The organism is Arthrobacter sp. R1-13, assembly GCF_054161475.1.
The window spans coordinates 960,412-976,367 of record NZ_CP096420.1 but is presented as its reverse complement, the minus strand read 5'-3'; the positions used below and the strand labels follow the sequence as shown (position 1 = coordinate 976,367).

At 61.4% G+C, this 15,956-nt stretch carries 13 protein-coding genes; 3 read left to right on the top strand and 10 right to left on the bottom strand.

What is annotated here, in order from left to right; genetic code table 11:
* Window positions 1-67: 67 nt before the first annotated feature.
* The 3 genes from M1D88_RS04680 to M1D88_RS04670 form a co-directional block, all read right to left on the bottom strand.
* The gene (locus M1D88_RS04680) at window positions 68-2,395 is read right to left on the bottom strand and encodes an FdhF/YdeP family oxidoreductase (protein WP_458113409.1); all 2,328 of its coding nucleotides are present in this window, start codon (window positions 2,393-2,395) and stop codon (window positions 68-70) included.
* A gap of 122 nt (window positions 2,396-2,517) precedes the next feature.
* Window positions 2,518-2,859, bottom strand: coding sequence for a DUF7882 family protein (locus tag M1D88_RS04675; RefSeq protein WP_458113408.1), 342 nt, complete (start codon window positions 2,857-2,859; stop codon window positions 2,518-2,520).
* Between the two features lie 118 nt (window positions 2,860-2,977).
* Window positions 2,978-4,339 carry an MFS transporter gene (locus M1D88_RS04670; protein ID WP_458113407.1) on the bottom strand — a complete coding sequence of 454 codons (1,362 nt, stop codon included), beginning with the start codon at window positions 4,337-4,339 and terminating at the stop codon, window positions 2,978-2,980.
* A gap of 180 nt (window positions 4,340-4,519) precedes the next feature.
* Between M1D88_RS04670 and M1D88_RS04665 the strand changes: the two genes are divergently transcribed.
* Window positions 4,520-5,503 (top strand): glycerophosphodiester phosphodiesterase family protein, encoded by a 984-nt coding sequence (locus M1D88_RS04665; protein ID WP_458113406.1) that lies wholly within the window; start codon window positions 4,520-4,522, stop codon window positions 5,501-5,503.
* An 18-nt stretch (window positions 5,504-5,521) separates the two neighbouring features.
* On the opposite strand, the gene M1D88_RS04660 is transcribed toward M1D88_RS04665, so the two are convergent.
* Entirely contained in the window at window positions 5,522-5,872 is a 351-nt protein-coding gene (locus M1D88_RS04660) for a GNAT family N-acetyltransferase (protein WP_458113405.1), read from the bottom strand.
* A gap of 174 nt (window positions 5,873-6,046) precedes the next feature.
* Between M1D88_RS04660 and M1D88_RS04655 the strand changes: the two genes are divergently transcribed.
* Entirely contained in the window at window positions 6,047-7,717 is a 1,671-nt protein-coding gene (locus M1D88_RS04655) for a RecQ family ATP-dependent DNA helicase (protein WP_458113404.1), read from the top strand.
* Here M1D88_RS04655 and M1D88_RS04650 read toward each other — a convergent pair.
* The 3 genes from M1D88_RS04650 to M1D88_RS04640 all read right to left on the bottom strand — a co-directional run bounded on the left by M1D88_RS04650 (window position 7,701) and on the right by M1D88_RS04640 (window position 9,625).
* On the bottom strand, window positions 7,701-8,333 hold the full coding sequence (locus M1D88_RS04650; RefSeq protein ID WP_458113403.1) for a ScbR family autoregulator-binding transcription factor: 633 nt from the start codon (window positions 8,331-8,333) through the stop codon (window positions 7,701-7,703). The two genes, M1D88_RS04655 and M1D88_RS04650, sit on opposite strands and share 17 nt — an antisense overlap.
* A gap of 122 nt (window positions 8,334-8,455) precedes the next feature.
* Window positions 8,456-8,761 (bottom strand): acylphosphatase, encoded by a 306-nt coding sequence (locus M1D88_RS04645; protein WP_458113402.1) that lies wholly within the window; start codon window positions 8,759-8,761, stop codon window positions 8,456-8,458.
* A 108-nt stretch (window positions 8,762-8,869) separates the two neighbouring features.
* On the bottom strand, window positions 8,870-9,625 hold the full coding sequence (locus tag M1D88_RS04640; protein WP_458113401.1) for a hypothetical protein: 756 nt from the start codon (window positions 9,623-9,625) through the stop codon (window positions 8,870-8,872).
* Window positions 9,626-9,841: 216 nt separating this feature from the next.
* On the opposite strand from M1D88_RS04640, the gene M1D88_RS04635 reads away from it, so the two are divergent.
* Complete coding sequence (locus M1D88_RS04635) at window positions 9,842-11,602, top strand: glycoside hydrolase family 13 protein (protein ID WP_458113400.1); 1,761 nt, start codon at window positions 9,842-9,844, stop codon at window positions 11,600-11,602.
* Between the two features lie 436 nt (window positions 11,603-12,038).
* Here the strand turns inward: M1D88_RS04635 and M1D88_RS04630 are convergent, their stop codons facing one another.
* The 3 genes from M1D88_RS04630 to M1D88_RS04620 form a co-directional block, all read right to left on the bottom strand.
* A complete protein-coding gene (locus M1D88_RS04630) occupies window positions 12,039-13,331 on the bottom strand; it encodes an ammonium transporter (protein ID WP_458113399.1) in 1,293 nt (430 codons plus the stop codon).
* Between the two features lie 253 nt (window positions 13,332-13,584).
* Entirely contained in the window at window positions 13,585-14,514 is a 930-nt protein-coding gene (locus M1D88_RS04625; protein WP_458113398.1) for a pullulanase X25 domain-containing protein, read from the bottom strand.
* Window positions 14,515-14,727: 213 nt separating this feature from the next.
* Window positions 14,728-15,720 (bottom strand): adenosine deaminase, encoded by a 993-nt coding sequence (locus M1D88_RS04620; RefSeq protein WP_458114430.1) that lies wholly within the window; start codon window positions 15,718-15,720, stop codon window positions 14,728-14,730.
* Between the last annotated feature and the right edge of the window lie 236 nt (window positions 15,721-15,956).

Below are 15,956 nucleotides of genomic sequence, written 5' to 3'. Positions count from 1 at the left end.
CGTCAGTGGTTCCCTCACGAATAATCAGCATGGAAGTACTTTAGTGGGCGCCGTCAACCGACGGTGTCTACCCGGCTGCGGACGGCTCATCGGCCAGCTTCGCAGCTGGCTCCAGCCGGACAATGACTCCCTTGGAAACCGGCGTGTGGCTTCCCTCGGCAACGCTCTCCAGCGGAACCAGCACATTGGCTTCGGGGTAGTAGGCTGCCGCGCACCCGCGGGCGGTGGGATAGGAAACCAGCCGGAAGTTCCGCAGCACCCGATCAACGCCGTCAGCATAGACGCCATGGACGTCAACGTACTGCCCGTCGCTCAGGCCAAGCTCGGCAAGATCCTCCGGGCTCACAAACACCACATGGCGTCCCTTTTTGATCCCCCGATAGCGGTCGTTGTGCCCGTAGATGGTGGTGTTGAACTGGTCGTGTGAGCGCATGCTTTGCAGGATCAGCGTCTTGTCCGGCCGCTCCAGGTATTCGAGTTCGTTGACTGTGATCATGGCCTTGCCCGTTGGCGTGTTGAACGTCCGTGAATCACGCGGGCCGTGCGGCAGAAGGAAACCGTCCCGCTGCCGGATCCGTCCGTTGTAGTCGTGAAAGCCCACCACCACGCGCGAAATGTGGTCACGGATGAGGTCGTAGTTCCGTTCGTAGCCTGCCCAGTCCGCCTGGATCCGGTCACCTACCACGTTCGCTGCGAGCCGGCTGATGATGGCCACCTCGGATAGAAGCTTCGGCGCCACCGGATCGACTTTCCCGTAGGAGGCGTGGATCGCGCAGACAGTATCCTCCACTGACACAAACTGTTCGCCGGACTCCTGGATATCGATCTCGGTGCGTCCGAGGGTGGGCAGGATCAGCGCTTCCTTGCCAGTAACAGTGTGCGAGCGGTTGAGCTTGGTGGAGACCTGGACTGTCATCTCCGTGTTTTCCATGGCCGCTTCAGCGGCCTTCGTGTCCGAGATAGCAGCCACCAGGTTGCCACCGACCGCAACGAAAACCTTGATCCCGCCGTCGCGCATCCGCCGGATTGTTTCGACTGAATCCGCGCCGTGTTCACGCGGCGGCTCGAAGCTGAATTCCTTGCCCAAAGCTTCCAGGAAAGCGGGCGGCATCTGCTCCCAGACCCCCATGGTCCGATCGCCCTGGACGTTGCTGTGGCCACGGATCGGGGAAGCTCCGGCGCCGGGTTTGCCGATGTTTCCGCGCAGCAGCAGGAGGTTGATGATCTCCTTGATGGTGGCGACAGCCTTTTTCTGCTGCGTGAGCCCCATAGCCCAGGTGATGATGACCTTATCGGCCTTCAGATAGCGCCCGGCCAGTTCGTCGATTTCTTCGCTGCGCAGGCCGGTGGCCTTGAGCACCACGTTTTCGTCAAGGGTGGCGAGGTGATCCTTAAGCTCCTCCAGGCCCTGGCAGTGCTTCTGGAGGAAGTCGTGATCCAGCACTGTTCCGGGGCTTTTTGCTTCGGCTTCGAGCACCCGCTTGGAGATTGCCTGCAGGAGCGCCATGTCGCCACCGATGCGGATCTGCACGAACTGGTCCGCGAGCTCCGTCCCCCGCCCGATGATGCCCTTCACCTTTTGCGGATTCTTGTACCGCATGAGGCCGGCTTCAGGCAGGGGGTTGATGGCGACGATCTCAGCTCCGGCCTCCTTGGCTTCCTCCAGTGCAGTCAGCATGCGCGGGTGGTTGGTGCCCGGGTTTTGGCCCATCACAATGATCAGGTCCGCCTTGGCGAAGTCGGCGTAGGTGATGCTGGCTTTGCCGACGCCGATGGTCTGGCCCATGGCCCAACCGGAGGACTCGTGACACATGTTGGAGCAGTCAGGGAGGTTGTTGGTGCCATAAGCCCGCACGAACAGCTGATACAGGAAGGCGGCCTCATTGGACGTCCGGCCGCTGGTGTAGAACGCGGCCTCATCCGGGCTGTCGAGGCCTTTGAGCTTGTCCGCAAGGATGGAAAAGGCGTCGTCCCAGCTGACCGGGCGGTAATGGTCCTCCCCGGCCGGCTTGTACACAGGTTCAGTGAGGCGTCCCTGCATCCCCAGCCAGTACTCGGTTTGCCCGCGAAGTTCGCTCACGCTGTGCTCGGCCCAGAACTCCGAACCGATCACCACCGGCGTGGCCTCCCAGGTGACGGCCTTGGCGCCGTTCTCGCAGAACTCGAAGGTCTTGCGGTGGTCAGGATCCGGCCAGGCACAGCTCATGCAGTCGAAGCCGTCTTTCTGGTTCAGCGCCAGCAACGTCTTCCGCGACCGTTCGAGTCCCATATGCTCAATTGCCGGCTTCATGGAGTGGTACACACCGGGGATGCCTGCCGCCCACTTCTTCGGGTGGTCCTTCACCTCGACGTCTTTCTCGTCGACCTCTTCCACCCGCGGGTTTTTGTCCGTCACGCTGCCCACCTCTTGGCTGTCAGAACGGCATTCAATCGGCTCCACGTATTCAGCACCGAAATGCGGCCGGTTGCCGTTATTTCAGGATTAGCAGGTGCGGACAGGCGGCGCAAGCACAGGAATCAGTCCCGCTGGCCCGCGGTGGCGTTACTGTCCGAATCAATCGAACTGTCCACTTCATCTTCCAGGCGCCAGGAGTCGATTTCCCCTTGGGACGGCAGGACAAGACCGCCTGAGCCCTTGATCACCGTCCAGTAGGTTTCGGCCAACTTTTCGTTGAGTTCGGGAAGCTTCTCGTCGTCGTACTCAAAACGAAGGGAACTTGCCGGTGAAATCCAGATCACTGTGGTGACCGGCTGGCCGTCAGAATCGCCGGAGCTGCGAAGGAACAATCCGTCGCCCAGGGAAAGCCGCCGGATCAGTACGTTTTGTACCGCCCGGCATACTTCATCCTCGAAGTTCATTACTATGTCACGCCCGTAGCCCCCCACTATCAGCCTTGGCATAAACGATCCCCTTTGCTTGGTCCGAGATGACGATGTACTCCAAACCCTACACACGCCGACTGATTACCGGGCAGTACTACTCTGTCCGCTCCCGCCACAGAAGCGCCACCACGAAAGCCACGGCGCCGAGCCCCAGCATCACAAGTACCATAAGGCCCCAATTCGCCTGACTGACGCCGCTGCCATAGAGGAGGCCGATCAATACAGTGGCAGTGATCGCGCCAAGGTACCGGGAGGTCTGGTAGATCCCTGCCGCCACTCCCCTTTCCTGCGGCCTCGTGGAGACGAACATTCCCTGGCTGGAAGAAATGCTCACCATTCCGTAGGGCACACCCAGCAGCGCGGTGAGTGCAAGCACCAACGGAACGGCGAGGGACCCGGTCAGGGACCACATGGCGCCGGAGGCAAGGGTCAGGAGTACGACGCCGGCGATCAGCACCCGCCGCACACGGAACCGCTCGATCGCCCGGACGGCGAACGGCGTCGAGACCACTGACATAGCTGCCAGGGGCAGCATCAGCAGGCCCACGATTCCGGGGTCGTAACCCCCTGCTTCCTCCAGCAGTTGAGGCAGCCCGAAGAAGGCGAAGTAGTAGAGGCCATTGAAGAGGGCGAAGCCCACATAGACCAGCAGGAGCGGCCGGTTCCTGCCCAGCAGCCGCAGGTCCAGGAACGGCGGGCTGAAGCACAGCTCACGCCAGACAAACAGCACAGCCAGCAGCATACCGCCGGCCAGAAGCCACCAGCGGAAGTCAGGAAGAACGTTCAGCAGGGACATCATCACCAGCATGAGTGAACCTACGAAAGCCAGGATTCCCGGAATATCGGAGTCGCGCAGCAGCTCGGATAGTTTGCCGCGCTCCCGCTCGGTATCGGCGGGTGCGTATTTCCAAACCAGGAACAGAGCTGCGAGCGATAACGGGACATTGATCAGGAACAACGCCTGCCACCCCAGCAGGCTCACGAGCACACCACCGATGACCGGCCCGACTGCAGCTGCGGAGGTGTTGGACATCTGGATCCTGCCAAGCGGCCGGGTTGACTCGACGTTCGCCAGGCGAGCAAGTGGCCCCACCATGACCACTGCACACGGATAGGCGCTCGCTGTCCCCAGCGCCATGAAGGCGCGGGCAACGCAGACCAACAGGAAGTTCGGTGAGAACGGGGCGAGGGCACACGTCACAGCCACCAAGGCCATACCGAAAAGGTAGAGCCTCCTCGGTCCGAACCGGTCCGCCAGCCGGCCCATTACCGGCTGCCCGGCAGCTGAAGTGAGGTAGAAGACGGTGATGACCCAGGTGACGGTAGGGACATCGAGCCGGAAGTCCGCGCGCAGCACCACCAGGGCGACGGCGATCATGGACGAGTTCAGCGGGTTCAGCGCGGTGCCGAGGCTGAGGCCGGTGACGGCGAGTCCCGTCCGGGGAGTGTTGCTCACGGCAACAGTCTGGTCCACAGCATGGATGCACCACGAGTGTTACAAGTGATTTGCGTCCTAGCGGTGCTGTCCAGGATGTGATCAGAGGCGATTGTGAGAAAATCGGAGCTATCGTTTCTGGTCTGATGCAGCTCGGACCTTCGGTGATTTCAATAGTGTTGGGAAGCAATGAAGAGAGTCATGGCTTGCGGCATATTGCTTGCCATCGCCCTGTCAGGCTGCAGCGGAAGCCCCACCCCGCCGTCGGATGGCAGGTTCTTCGACCTGCAATCGCACCGCGGTGGCCGCGGCGACTGGGCAGAAGAGTCATTGACTGCCTTCGCCAGGTCGCTGGAGCTGGGCGTGACCACTCTTGAACTCGACACCCATCTGACCGACGACGGCAAAGTGATCGTGTGGCACGACAGGGTCATCCAGGCCGCCAAGTGCAAAGACACGGCCCCGGCCACCCCCGGTGACATGGAGTTCCCTTACGTCGGTGACCGTGTGGCCGAGCTGTCCCTGGCGCAGGTCAGGACGCTGATCTGCAGGCCTATAGACGTCGCCGGCCAAGCGAATCAACACGACGGCGAAGGCAGCAGGATTGCCGAGCTCAGGGACGTCTACAGACTGGTCCGCGACTACGATGCCACGGAGGTCCGGTTCAACGTGGAGACCAAGGTCCAGCGGGGCAAGGACGGCGATGACGGAGCACTGACCAAGGCAGTGGTGGACGAAATCTACCGGGCCGGAGTGGCAGAACGGACTACTGTGCAATCCTTCAATTGGTCCTCGCTGAACCTGGTCCAGAAGATCGCCCCGCAGCTTCCCCTGGTGGCCCTGTCCCATGGGCCCGAGTGGCTGGGAGTCGGAATGCCCGGGGAGAGCCCCGAGCTAGGCGGCATCGACATTGACGACTACGATGGCTCCCTCGCAAAAGCCGCTGCCGCCCAGGGCTACGACGTCATTTCGCCTGCGGTCGAATCGGTCACCCCTGAGATGATTGCAGAAGCCCACGACTTGAAGCTGCCGATCATTCCGTGGACCGTCAACTCTACCGAAGAGATGGAACGCCTGATCGATCTGGGCGTTGACGGGATGGTAACGGACAACCCCGCCCGCCTTCGGTCTGTCATGGAGGAGCGTGGGCTGAAGCTGCCGAAGGCCTACAAACGTAAAGCCTGAAACGGCAACGTGATGGCTTCAGGACCTTGCGCCTTGGGCAAGGGCTGCATCGAGGAACTCCAGGTGGGCCGCCGTGACCGGGACCCTGCTCTCCTCGTACTCCGGGTGCTTGGTCAGGAATTTCTTGATGTACGGGCAGACCGGGACAATCTTCAGGCCCGCCGCCACCGTCTCATCAAGGGCGTGTACAGCCAGCCTTTTCGCAAGACCCTGTCCGCCATACTCCTCGTTAATGACCGTGTGGTAGAAAATGCGCTGGCCAGGGTCCGCGGCGTACGTCCTGTACGCGGCCCTGCCAATGACCTTGCCGTTGTCCAGCACTTCGAATCGTTCGCGCTCCGGGTTGTGCCGGATGGTAATCCCCAACATCTGCATCTCCTTGGTTCTTGAGGCTTACTACTGCCTCGCCTGGTTGCCCCCAGCCTAGCCGTGGCCAGCACGGGAAGTGGAAGCCCGGGCTTTGCCCGCACCTTCGCTCCAGCTACTCTGTAACTCACGGCTAAAGCAACCTGGCCGAGGATCGTTCCGCCGGGGAGCAGCACAATGACGCACCAGCCAGCCGACACCGAACTTCGAGAGACAGCCTCAGCCTGCTTCGGTTGGGAAACGCTCAAAGATGGCCAACTCAGCGGTATGCGCGCGCTTGTCGCGGGCCGCGATGTGTTGGCCGTGATGCCCACAGGCTACGGAAAATCAGCCATCTACCAGGTCGCAGCGCTTCACCTGCACAGCGAAACGCAACGCCCCGCCGTCGTGGTTTCCCCTTTGATTGCCTTGCAGGAGGATCAGGTGGACGGACTGCTCGAGGTGCTGGGACCCGGCGCCGCGGTGGTCGTCAACTCCTCGCACAGTGACTCGGAAATCCAGGACGCGTGGGAATCCGTGGAAGACGGAGATGCCGCTTTCCTCTTTCTCGCACCGGAGCAACTCGCTAAAACCGGAACGGTGGAGCGGCTCGCAGCGCTGAATCCGTCGCTGTTCGTGGTGGACGAGGCCCATTGTGTCTCTTCCTGGGGTCACGATTTCCGTCCGGACTATCTGCGGCTGGGCGAAGTGCGGGCTCAGTTGGGCAACCCGCCGGTGGTCGCCCTCACCGCCACCGCCTCTCCCCCGGTCCGCGACGATGTTAAGCAGCGCCTGCGGATGAACGATCCGCTGGTCCTGGTGCATGGTTTCGACCGAGCCAACATCGGACTGGAAGTGATCCGCCATCATGAGGATAAGCAGAAGCGGAACACGGTCACAGAGCAGGCGGCACAACTCGTATCCAGCCTCCAGGGTCCCGGACTCTTGTATGCGGCCAAACGCAAGGACACGGAAAAGTACACCCTGAAGCTTGCCCAACTCGGGCTCCACGCCGAGGCGTATCATGCTGGCCGTGCCGCCTCAGATCGCGAGCGCATCTATGACGACTTTATGGACGGCAGGCTCGACGTCGTAGTCGCCACCACCGCGTTCGGCATGGGAATCGACAAGCCCGACGTCCGTTTTGTCATCCACGCGGATATCCCCGAATCCTTGGACAGTTACTACCAGGAGATCGGGAGGGCAGGGCGCGACGGCGGGCCGGCCGTGGCGGTCCTGCACTACCGTGCCGAGGACCTGGGCCTGCGCAAATTTTTCAGCACGCACACTCCTGATGAGGAATCCCTGCTGGCAGTCCTTGAGGCCCTCCGCGCCGCCGACAACTTCCTCACTGCGAAAGCACTGGCGGAATCAACAGGTTTTTCGGCCCGGCGAGTCACTGGCTTGCTGAACCAACTCCAAGAGACCGGCTCCGTCAAGAGCGGCAAGAAGGGCGCAAAGCTCAAAGCGAAAGCCGCGCTGTCCGAGGTGGTGGACCGCGCCGTCGAACAGGCCGAAGCCCGCCAGCGCGTGGATACTTCACGCATCCAAATGATCCGCGGTTATGCCGAAACAGATGGCTGCCGGCGTCAGTTCCTGCTCAGCTATTTCGGCGAGGACCTGCCGGAGCCGTGCGGAAATTGTGACACCTGCACAGACGGGTCGGCGTACGACGTGGATGACACTACGAGCAACGGTGAAGACGAACCCTTCCCGCTGCAATCCAGCGTGGTCCATAAGGAATGGGGCCCTGGGCTGGTGATGCGGCACGAGGACGACGTGATTACAGTCCTGTTCGAGCAGGAGGGCTACAAAACGCTTTCCCGCCAGGCTGTGGAGGAAAACCACCTGCTCAAACGAGAGGCCTGAGTTCGTCCAGGGTCAGGAATTCGTGCTGGGCTGAGGGCGACAGGGTGAGCCGGACAAAGGCTGCCAGCTCTTCAACGCGTTCCGTTAGGTCCTCGCGGGCCGTTAGAACGTTCGACACCATCTGAACACCGGTGAAGCTTGCCACGAGGTACCTTCCAAAAGCGCCCGCGTCTACCTTGCTGGAGATCTCCCCGGAGGCCTGGCCCTCAAGCGTGAGCTGTTCCATGATTTGCATCCAGTCGGTATAGGGGCTCCTGATGCGTTGACCGAAGGTTGATGACTCCAGAGTCAGCCGGATCCCTGCCCGCACCACAGGATCAGTCTGGAGAAGGCTGGCAAAACATGAGCACAGCGCGCAGATAGTTTCAATCGGTCCCAGGCTGCGGGAAAAGACGTCGGCAGCTGACTCTTTGGTCCGGGCATGCTGGTCTTCAATGACGGCCAGGGCGAGGAGCTCCTTGGATTTGAAATGGAAATAGAGGGCGCCCCGCGTCACTTCCGCTGTCTCCGCAACCATTTGAAGGCTCGCAGGGCCGTACCCCACGTCTTCAAATACGGCGGCCGCACCGCGAACTATCGCCTTGCGGGTTTCCACAGCCCGGTCCTGAAGTGGCACGCAGATTTCCTCTCCCCAGTTTCCGCTGCTTTCCCAGCTTCCTCTGCGCAGGGTCCGGATCCGGAGGCGCAGCGAACATGGTCAGTCTAGGCGTATCTGCGGCCGATCAGTCGACAATCCGGTCAGTCGACAATCCAGAACTCTTTGAATTCCCCGGTCGCCGGCGTCACTGACTCCTCGACGTTGTCCACGCGGCCAGGCGGATGGCCTGACCTAAGCCAGTTCCGGAAATCCAGCACCAGCGGCTGGGGACCTTCGACGACGACGGCGACAGTCCCGTCGTCGTCGTTCCTCACCGTCCCGGTGAGTGCAAGCTCGTCTGCTTTGCGCTGGGTCCAATACCGGAAACCCACGGCTTGGACCATGCCTTCAACACGTGCCGTCAGCCGCACATTTTCTGCTGCGTCCGGTCCGGAACTCTCACCCATGCCTCCAATGTAACCGCCGTTCTCGGGCCGTAGAAAGAGCCCCTGTCCCGGGACCCGTTCCCGAGGCAAAGGCTCTTTCTGCTGACCGCACCGACCTGCTACGCGGCCCTAGCTGGCTGGCCGCAGCGAGGTGATCATCTTCTTGATGTCCTTGTACTCCTGGGTTTCCATGTAGGCGTGCGGAGTGTCCACGTGCGGCTCATTGCCCGGGGTGGTGTCGAAGGGGTTGTAGACCCCGGAGAACATAGCGGCGTTTGGCGGCCAGGTGAAGAACTGGAAAATCGGGCAGGCGTCAGGGCCTGTCGGTTCCGGGCCTGAAGTGATCCCGTAGGCGAGAACATCCATCTTCATCGGATCCGTCTGGGTGGCATCCATCCGGGATTCGAAGATGAAACGCGGGGTCTCACCGGACTGTGCCAGAGCGGGAACGGGTTCGGAATCCAACATTGCGTATGGCTGCCTGTCGGTGCACGTCGAACCGACGGCCATATGGGTACGGAGGGTCGCCAGCGGCTTTCCGTTGGGGTTCGTGATCTCCAGGAAGACGCCACCACTGGCAGGAGTTTCACCGGCCGGATCCTTGATGGTCCACGTTGAGGGGTAGTCAAACGTCAAATCGCCGTCGGTCGTGGTGTACGTGGCCCAACCTTCTGATGGCGTTGATGCTGTCTCGGTGGCTGAAGCGGTGGCCGTCAGTGTCGACGTCGACGTCGGGCTTGCGGAGGCCGTGGAAGTTGCGGTGGGGGTTGGGGAACCGGCCGCTCCTGTTCCGGGGGCCGACGCCGGCGCTCCGCAGGCGACCAGCAGGAAGGAGAGGCATAGGGCCCCTGAAAGGGCAAGGACGGATGGTGCGGTGCGGTGCATCTGTAGCTCCTGGTTATTCATGAGACCGCCAATAATTCCTCAATTGTGGACTGCCGAAACTTGGGGGAGAAGCATTAATTCCAATCGATATCGAAACGTTGCCGACGTAACGAAAACCGCTAAACAGGGCGGCTGCAGATGGAGGGTTCGTTGCCCGCTTGTGGCATCTGTTCAATAATCGGAACCGTTGACCAAGGCTAAATGAGGAGAACTGCGATGACGATCCAGATGGAACCGGCAAACGAATCTTCAACAAGCATTGAGGACGACAACGGTGAACTGGAGGCCGGCCGGGACTGGTTCCACAGCGCCGTCGTATACCAGATCTACCCCCGCAGTTTCGCTGATTCCAACGGGGACGGGATTGGCGATCTGCGCGGCATCATCAGCAAGCTGGACTACCTTCAGAAACTGGGGGTCGACGTCGTTTGGATTTCCCCCATCTACGCCTCGCCGCAGGACGACAACGGCTACGACATCAGCGACTACCGAAATGTCGACCCCATCTTCGGCACCCTTGGAGAGCTTCAGGAATTGAGCGACGGACTCCACAAGCGGGGAATGAAGCTGGTCATGGACCTAGTGGTGAACCACACCTCGGACGAGCACCCCTGGTTTGTGGAATCCCGCTCGTCCAAGGACAACCCGAAGCGGGACTGGTATTGGTGGCGCCAGCCACGCGACGGCGTCAAGCCCGGAACTCCGGGCGCGGAACCCAACAACTGGGGGTCCGCTTTCTCCGGTCCGGCTTGGGACTACAACGAAGCCACCGGGGAGTACTACCTGCACCTTTTCGCAAAAAAGCAGCCCGACCTCAACTGGGAAAACCCCGAGGTGCGGGCAGCCGTGTACGACATGATGAACTGGTGGCTGGACCGGGGCGTGGATGGCTTCCGCATGGATGTCATTAACTTCATCTCCAAGGACACCTCGCTACCCGACGGCCCACGCGCTGACGGCAAGCTTTATGGCGACGGCAGCCCCTACTTCATGTCAGGGCCTAGGATCCATGAATTCCTCCGCGAGATGCACCGGGAAGTCTTCGCAGGCCGGGACAAGCCCCTGTTGACTGTGGGGGAAATGCCCGGCGTTACGGTGGAGGACGCCATTCTGTTTACGGACCCTGCCCGGAAAGAAGTGGACATGGTGTTCCAGTTCGAGCACGTCGCTTTGGATCAGGAGGGAGGCAACAAGTGGCGCCCCAAGAAGCTGGAACTGACCGAGTTGAAGCGTTCCCTTGGCCGCTGGCAGGATGCCCTTGCCGACCGGGGCTGGAACAGCCTTTACTGGGGCAACCACGATCAGGCCCGCGCAGTTTCAAGGTTCGGCGACGACGGCCAGTACCGTGAACTGTCCGCGAAGATGCTCGCCGGCGTCCTGCACCTCCACCGCGGCACACCCTATGTGTACCAGGGCGAGGAACTGGGCATGACAAACATGACCTTCGGCGCTATCAGCGATTACCGGGACATTGAGGTGCTCAATCATCACCGTGAAGCCACAACCCACCTGGGGCACACTGATGCCGAGGTCCTCGCTGCCCTGGCTCCGCTGAACCGGGACAACGCCCGCACGCCGGTCCAGTGGGATGCCACCCGGCACGGCGGGTTCACCACGGGATCCCCCTGGATCGCGGTTAACCCGAATGCCAACCACATCAACGCTGCATCCCAGGTGGACGATCCGGACTCGGTGTTCAGTTTCTACCAGAAGGTCATCGCGTTCCGTCATGAGGATCCGGTGATCTCCGACGGCGACTTCACCATGCTGCTGCCCAATGACCCCCACGTCTACGCCTTCCGGCGCTCGCTGCCGGGCGTTGAAATCCTGGTGCTGGGAAACTTTTCCGGCACGGAACAAATTGCCCACGTGGATAAAAGCTGGGCCCAGGCAGAACAGGTGTTGGGCAACTACACCTCCAAACCTGACCTTCTCCTCAAGCCGTGGGAACTGAAGGTTTTCCGCCGGCTCGGCTGAGGTCTGCGGGACGGGTAAGGGCTGTCGGGCGTGGCCTGTTCTTCCGAAGCTGGCCTGTTATTCAGAATCGTCCGGACGTATCCTGATGTCGCCGTCCAACAATCGGAACCGAGCCACCATTGAGGGGGCACCATGACTATCCCACCTACCCGCGAACCTGATCCCTTCCCGCCGGAACCTGGCCCCCATCCGGGATCACCCGATCCTACGAACCCATTCCCGCCGGAGCCGACTCCATCACCGGAGCCAAATCCAGCTCCGTCCCCCGGGCCCCTACCCATTCCGGATCCCGGGCCTGTTCCGCCGCATCCCGATCCCACAAGGTTGTAGCGGAACAATGATGTTTTAGGGGCAGCATCGCATTCGACAGGACAACCCGCCAGTGTTTTAAGCATTGACGGGTTGTTCTATGTTGAGATCCCCGGGGGTCAGCTTGTCATGGCCGGCTGGTGGCCGATCCCAGATTCACCGGGTCTTCGTCGGTGAGGTACGCATCCTCGGCGTGGGCGGCGAGGTCGATGCCGCGCAGCTCATCCTCCTCGTGGATCCGCAGGCCAATCGTCATGTCCAGGACCTTTGCGATAACCCAGGTCAGGACGAAGGAATATGCAAGCACTGCGCCGGTCGCCACAGCCTGGATGCCCAGCTGCTGCGGCCCGCCGCCGTAGAAGAGGCCGCTGACTCCATTGGGGGCGCTATCCGTTGCGAAGAAGCCCACCAGGAGTGTGCCGATGATGCCACCCACCAAGTGCACACCAACGACGTCGAGCGAATCGTCGAAGCCGAGCCGGAACTTCCATTCAATCGCCAGTGAGCAGACGGCACCGGCGATGGCGCCGATGGCGACAGCACCCAGCGGGCTGACGGCCCCACAGGCAGGGGTGATTGCAACGAGCGCCGAGACGAGCCCGGAGGCCGCGCCCATGCTCGTGGCCGCACCCCTCCGCAGCCGCTCCACCAAGGCCCACGCGAGTAAGCCAGCAGCCGCCGCGACAGCCGTGTTAAGGAAAACTACGGACGCCGACTGCCCGGCGCTCAGGGCCGAACCGGCGTTGAAGCCGAACCATCCGATCCACAGCAGGCCTGCACCAACGAGTACCAGGGGCCGGCTGTGCGGCTTGCTGTGTTCCATCTTGGGCCAACCTGAACTGCGGCCCAGGACAAGGGCCAGTGCCAGGGCCGCGACGCCGGCATTCATGTGCACTGCTGTTCCACCGGCGAAGTCGATAGCTTTGATTCCGCTCGCTATCCAGCCACCGGTGACTGAGCCGTCCGCGGAGGTGAAAGCAAAGACCCAGTGGGCGATCGGGAAGTAGACCAGCGTGGCCCACACACCCGCAAAAACCATCCATGCCCCGAATTTCATGCGTCCAGCAGCGGCACCGGCAACCAGGGCAGTGGTTACGCAGGCAAAAAACAGCTGGAAGGCTGCGAAGAGGGCCGGAGGTATGGCCGCGTCGGGGTCCTCCACCAGCAACTTGTCCATGCCCAGGTACTCGCTCACATCCCCAACGAGGCCGAGTCCGCCAACAGAGTTTCCGAAGGACATCGAATAACCGAAAAACGCCCACAGTACGGCCACCAGGCTGGCACCGCCAAAGCACATCATCATCATGTTCAGGATGCGGCGCGATCCCACCATGCCACCGTAAAAAAGTGCCAAGGCGGGGATCATCATGCAGACCAACGCGGAACTCGCGAGGATCCAGGCGACATCTCCAGGGTTCATTGGGGTAACTCCACTCATAGTCGGGTCCGGGCAGCTTGCTGAGACCGACGCATGCCGTCACCCAACATCTTTATTCCTGGACGATGCCTTTGGGTTTCGCCAGCGTTTAATTCGTTGGAATGTTGGGTTACCTGATGAACCGTGTACGGCGATGATGATGAGTGGAATCCCACTGCGGTGGAAAGCACAAGAGCCGGATCCGTTGACCGGATCCGGCTCTCAAACCCCGAGCAGCAGGGTCAGGCGAAGGTGCTTACGAGTAGCGGATATCGTGCGTGCGGTGATCGTACTGGATGGTCAACGGTCCGCCGACGTGGTGCAGCTCATGGTTGGCGCCGTCGAACGCTCCAAACGCACCGTAGTTCTCATCCCAGGAACGGTTGAGCGCGATCTTGAAGGTGTAGTACCCGGCGGGCAGGTCAGCTGAAAGCTTCCACAGCTGGTCCAGCTGATCCAGCTCCAGCTGGACCTCGTCATACTGCGGTGCCCAGTTGTCCGGGGCACCCAGGAGGGTATTGAAATCACCGGCGACGGCGACTGCCTCCGGCTGGTCAAACGTCTCGACGGTGGTTGCCGGTGCCGTATGGTCAGCCGAGGCTGCGTCGACGTCGGGAACAACCGTCGGAGCAACGGACCCGGACTTCTTGGCAGCAGGCTTGCGGGTGCGGACGGCCTTCGCCACCGGCTTCACAACGTCCTCGATCAGTTGCGTGGCTTTGTCCTGCACCTTGTCTGCAACCTTGGCAGCTTTCTTGGCGGCAGGCTTTTTGGCTTCGGCCTTTTTAGGCGCCGCCTTCTTCGCCGCCAGGTGGGCAGGTGCCACCGTGGGAACGGGAAGATCGGCCGGAACGGGAGTACCGGCGTCGAGCGCTGTCCCAAAAGCGGAAGGGTCCGGGAAGGCGACAGTAGCGCGCAGGCCGTCGTCGGTGATGGTCCAGCCTGAACGGCCTTTGACCAGCCACCCTGCCTTCACGAGTTTGGCGGTTGCCGAGGTAAGGGTCTTGTGTCCGCGGGGAATGCCACCGCTCAGCAGCACGCCCTCATGTTCGTTGAAAGGAACGCGGGCAGTTGCTTCGCCCAGCACGGCGCCGGCGTTCGCCGATTCGCCGGACCACACCCCTTCGGCTAGAACCTCCAGCACGGCTTTCAGACGAAGGTTGGTGTTTTCAGCGGTGTTCCCCATGGGTCTCCTTTAGAAGCGATTGATGCACCAACAATTTTGCCAAGGAAATATTAAATTAGCCCACTGAAAACGGTTAACTCTGTGTGTCGTGAACCACTGTGACAGCAGAAACGGGGCGTTTATCCTGTTTACCGGTCAGTAACCGTTATTGTGTCGGCTTTACCGGGGGCTCGGCCGCTTGGCCGTTGGAGAGCACATCAAACGGCACACCAATCAGACGCCTGAAATACCCAGCTCCGCCAGCAGTTCGGCCTTCCGCTCCTCCGATGCAAACGAAGACCGGATGGAATTCGAGGCGAGGCGTACGCGGTCAAACTCCGACAGCCCCAGCACTTCCTGCAACTCCCTGAAGTTGTCATCCATATAGCCGCCGAAATAGGCAGGATCGTCCGAGTTCACGCAAACGTTCAGCCCCACCGCCAGCATGTCGGGCAGCGGGTGTTTAGCCAGGGAATCCACCGCCCTGAGCCTCACATTCGAAAGCGGGCACACGGTAAGCGGAACCCACTCCGCCACCAGACGTTCCACCAGCGCAGAATCCTCCATGCACCGGATTCCGTGGTCGATCCGCTCCACGCCCAGAACGTCAAGGGCCTCCACAATATACTCCGGCGGCCCCTCCTCCCCGGCATGGGCAATCAGGTGGAGTCCCGCATCCCGTGCCATCGCGAAGAGCCGCTCGAACTTCGCTGGAGGATTGCCTACTTCAGCTGAATCAAGCCCTATGGCAGAAATCGGCGCTTCCATGGCGAGCAGGTGCTCGAGTACGGCGAGCGCTGACTCCTCACTCAAATCGCGAAGGAATGCAGCGATCAGCAAGGTGGATATTCCGAATTCTTCTTCCGAGGTGGCAAGGACCGACGCCACCCCGTTGACGCACGTTTCGAGCGGGATGCCTCGCGCCAGGTGGGCCTGCGGATCCATCATGATTTCCGCATGGCGAACGCCAGCCTGTGCAGCCCGGGCCAAGTACGCACGGGTCAGGTCCGCGAAATCCTGCTCCGTCTGCAACACGGACATGTTGGCGTAGTAGAGATCCAGGAAGGACTGAAGATCAGTGAACTCGTACCGTGCACGGAGCTCGTCCAGATTCGTGTACGGCAGCTGGATTCCGTTGCGCTCGGCAAGCGCGAAAATGAGCTCCGGTTCAAGCGTCCCCTCAATGTGCAGATGCAATTCCGCCACCGGCAGCATCCCCGATGGCATGGGTTCCGGCTCGGGCGAAAGGGAGTCATCAAGCGGCAGGTCAGCGCCGTCGTCGTGCGTGGTCATCTCGCAAGAATAGTCGTCCGGCGCCAAAAAAGATCGGGGGTGATGAACTGGCTTCAGCGGAGGGCCTCAGGGCCGTACTGGGGCAGGCTCGGGGCCATTGGTCGGGCGGGATTGGCTGCCGTTCGGCGGCTACCCGCGACACACCTTCCGGCTCACGATTTGGCTTCCGC

Coding starts and splice junctions, on each gene's coding strand:
- M1D88_RS04645 (WP_458113402.1), bottom strand. CDS start 8,761: ATGGGTGAGAGTTCCGGACCGGACGCAGCAGAAAATGTGCGGCTGACG.
- M1D88_RS04655 (WP_458113404.1), top strand. CDS start 6,047: ATGACGCACCAGCCAGCCGACACCGAACTTCGAGAGACAGCCTCAGCC.
- M1D88_RS04625 (WP_458113398.1), bottom strand. CDS start 14,514: ATGGGGAACACCGCTGAAAACACCAACCTTCGTCTGAAAGCCGTGCTG.
- M1D88_RS04640 (WP_458113401.1), bottom strand. CDS start 9,625: ATGCACCGCACCGCACCATCCGTCCTTGCCCTTTCAGGGGCCCTATGC.
- M1D88_RS04665 (WP_458113406.1), top strand. CDS start 4,520: ATGGCTTGCGGCATATTGCTTGCCATCGCCCTGTCAGGCTGCAGCGGA.
- M1D88_RS04660 (WP_458113405.1), bottom strand. CDS start 5,872: ATGTTGGGGATTACCATCCGGCACAACCCGGAGCGCGAACGATTCGAA.
- M1D88_RS04630 (WP_458113399.1), bottom strand. CDS start 13,331: ATGAACCCTGGAGATGTCGCCTGGATCCTCGCGAGTTCCGCGTTGGTC.
- M1D88_RS04635 (WP_458113400.1), top strand. CDS start 9,842: ATGACGATCCAGATGGAACCGGCAAACGAATCTTCAACAAGCATTGAG.
- M1D88_RS04620 (WP_458114430.1), bottom strand. CDS start 15,720: ATGCCATCGGGGATGCTGCCGGTGGCGGAATTGCATCTGCACATTGAG.
- M1D88_RS04675 (WP_458113408.1), bottom strand. CDS start 2,859: ATGAACTTCGAGGATGAAGTATGCCGGGCGGTACAAAACGTACTGATC.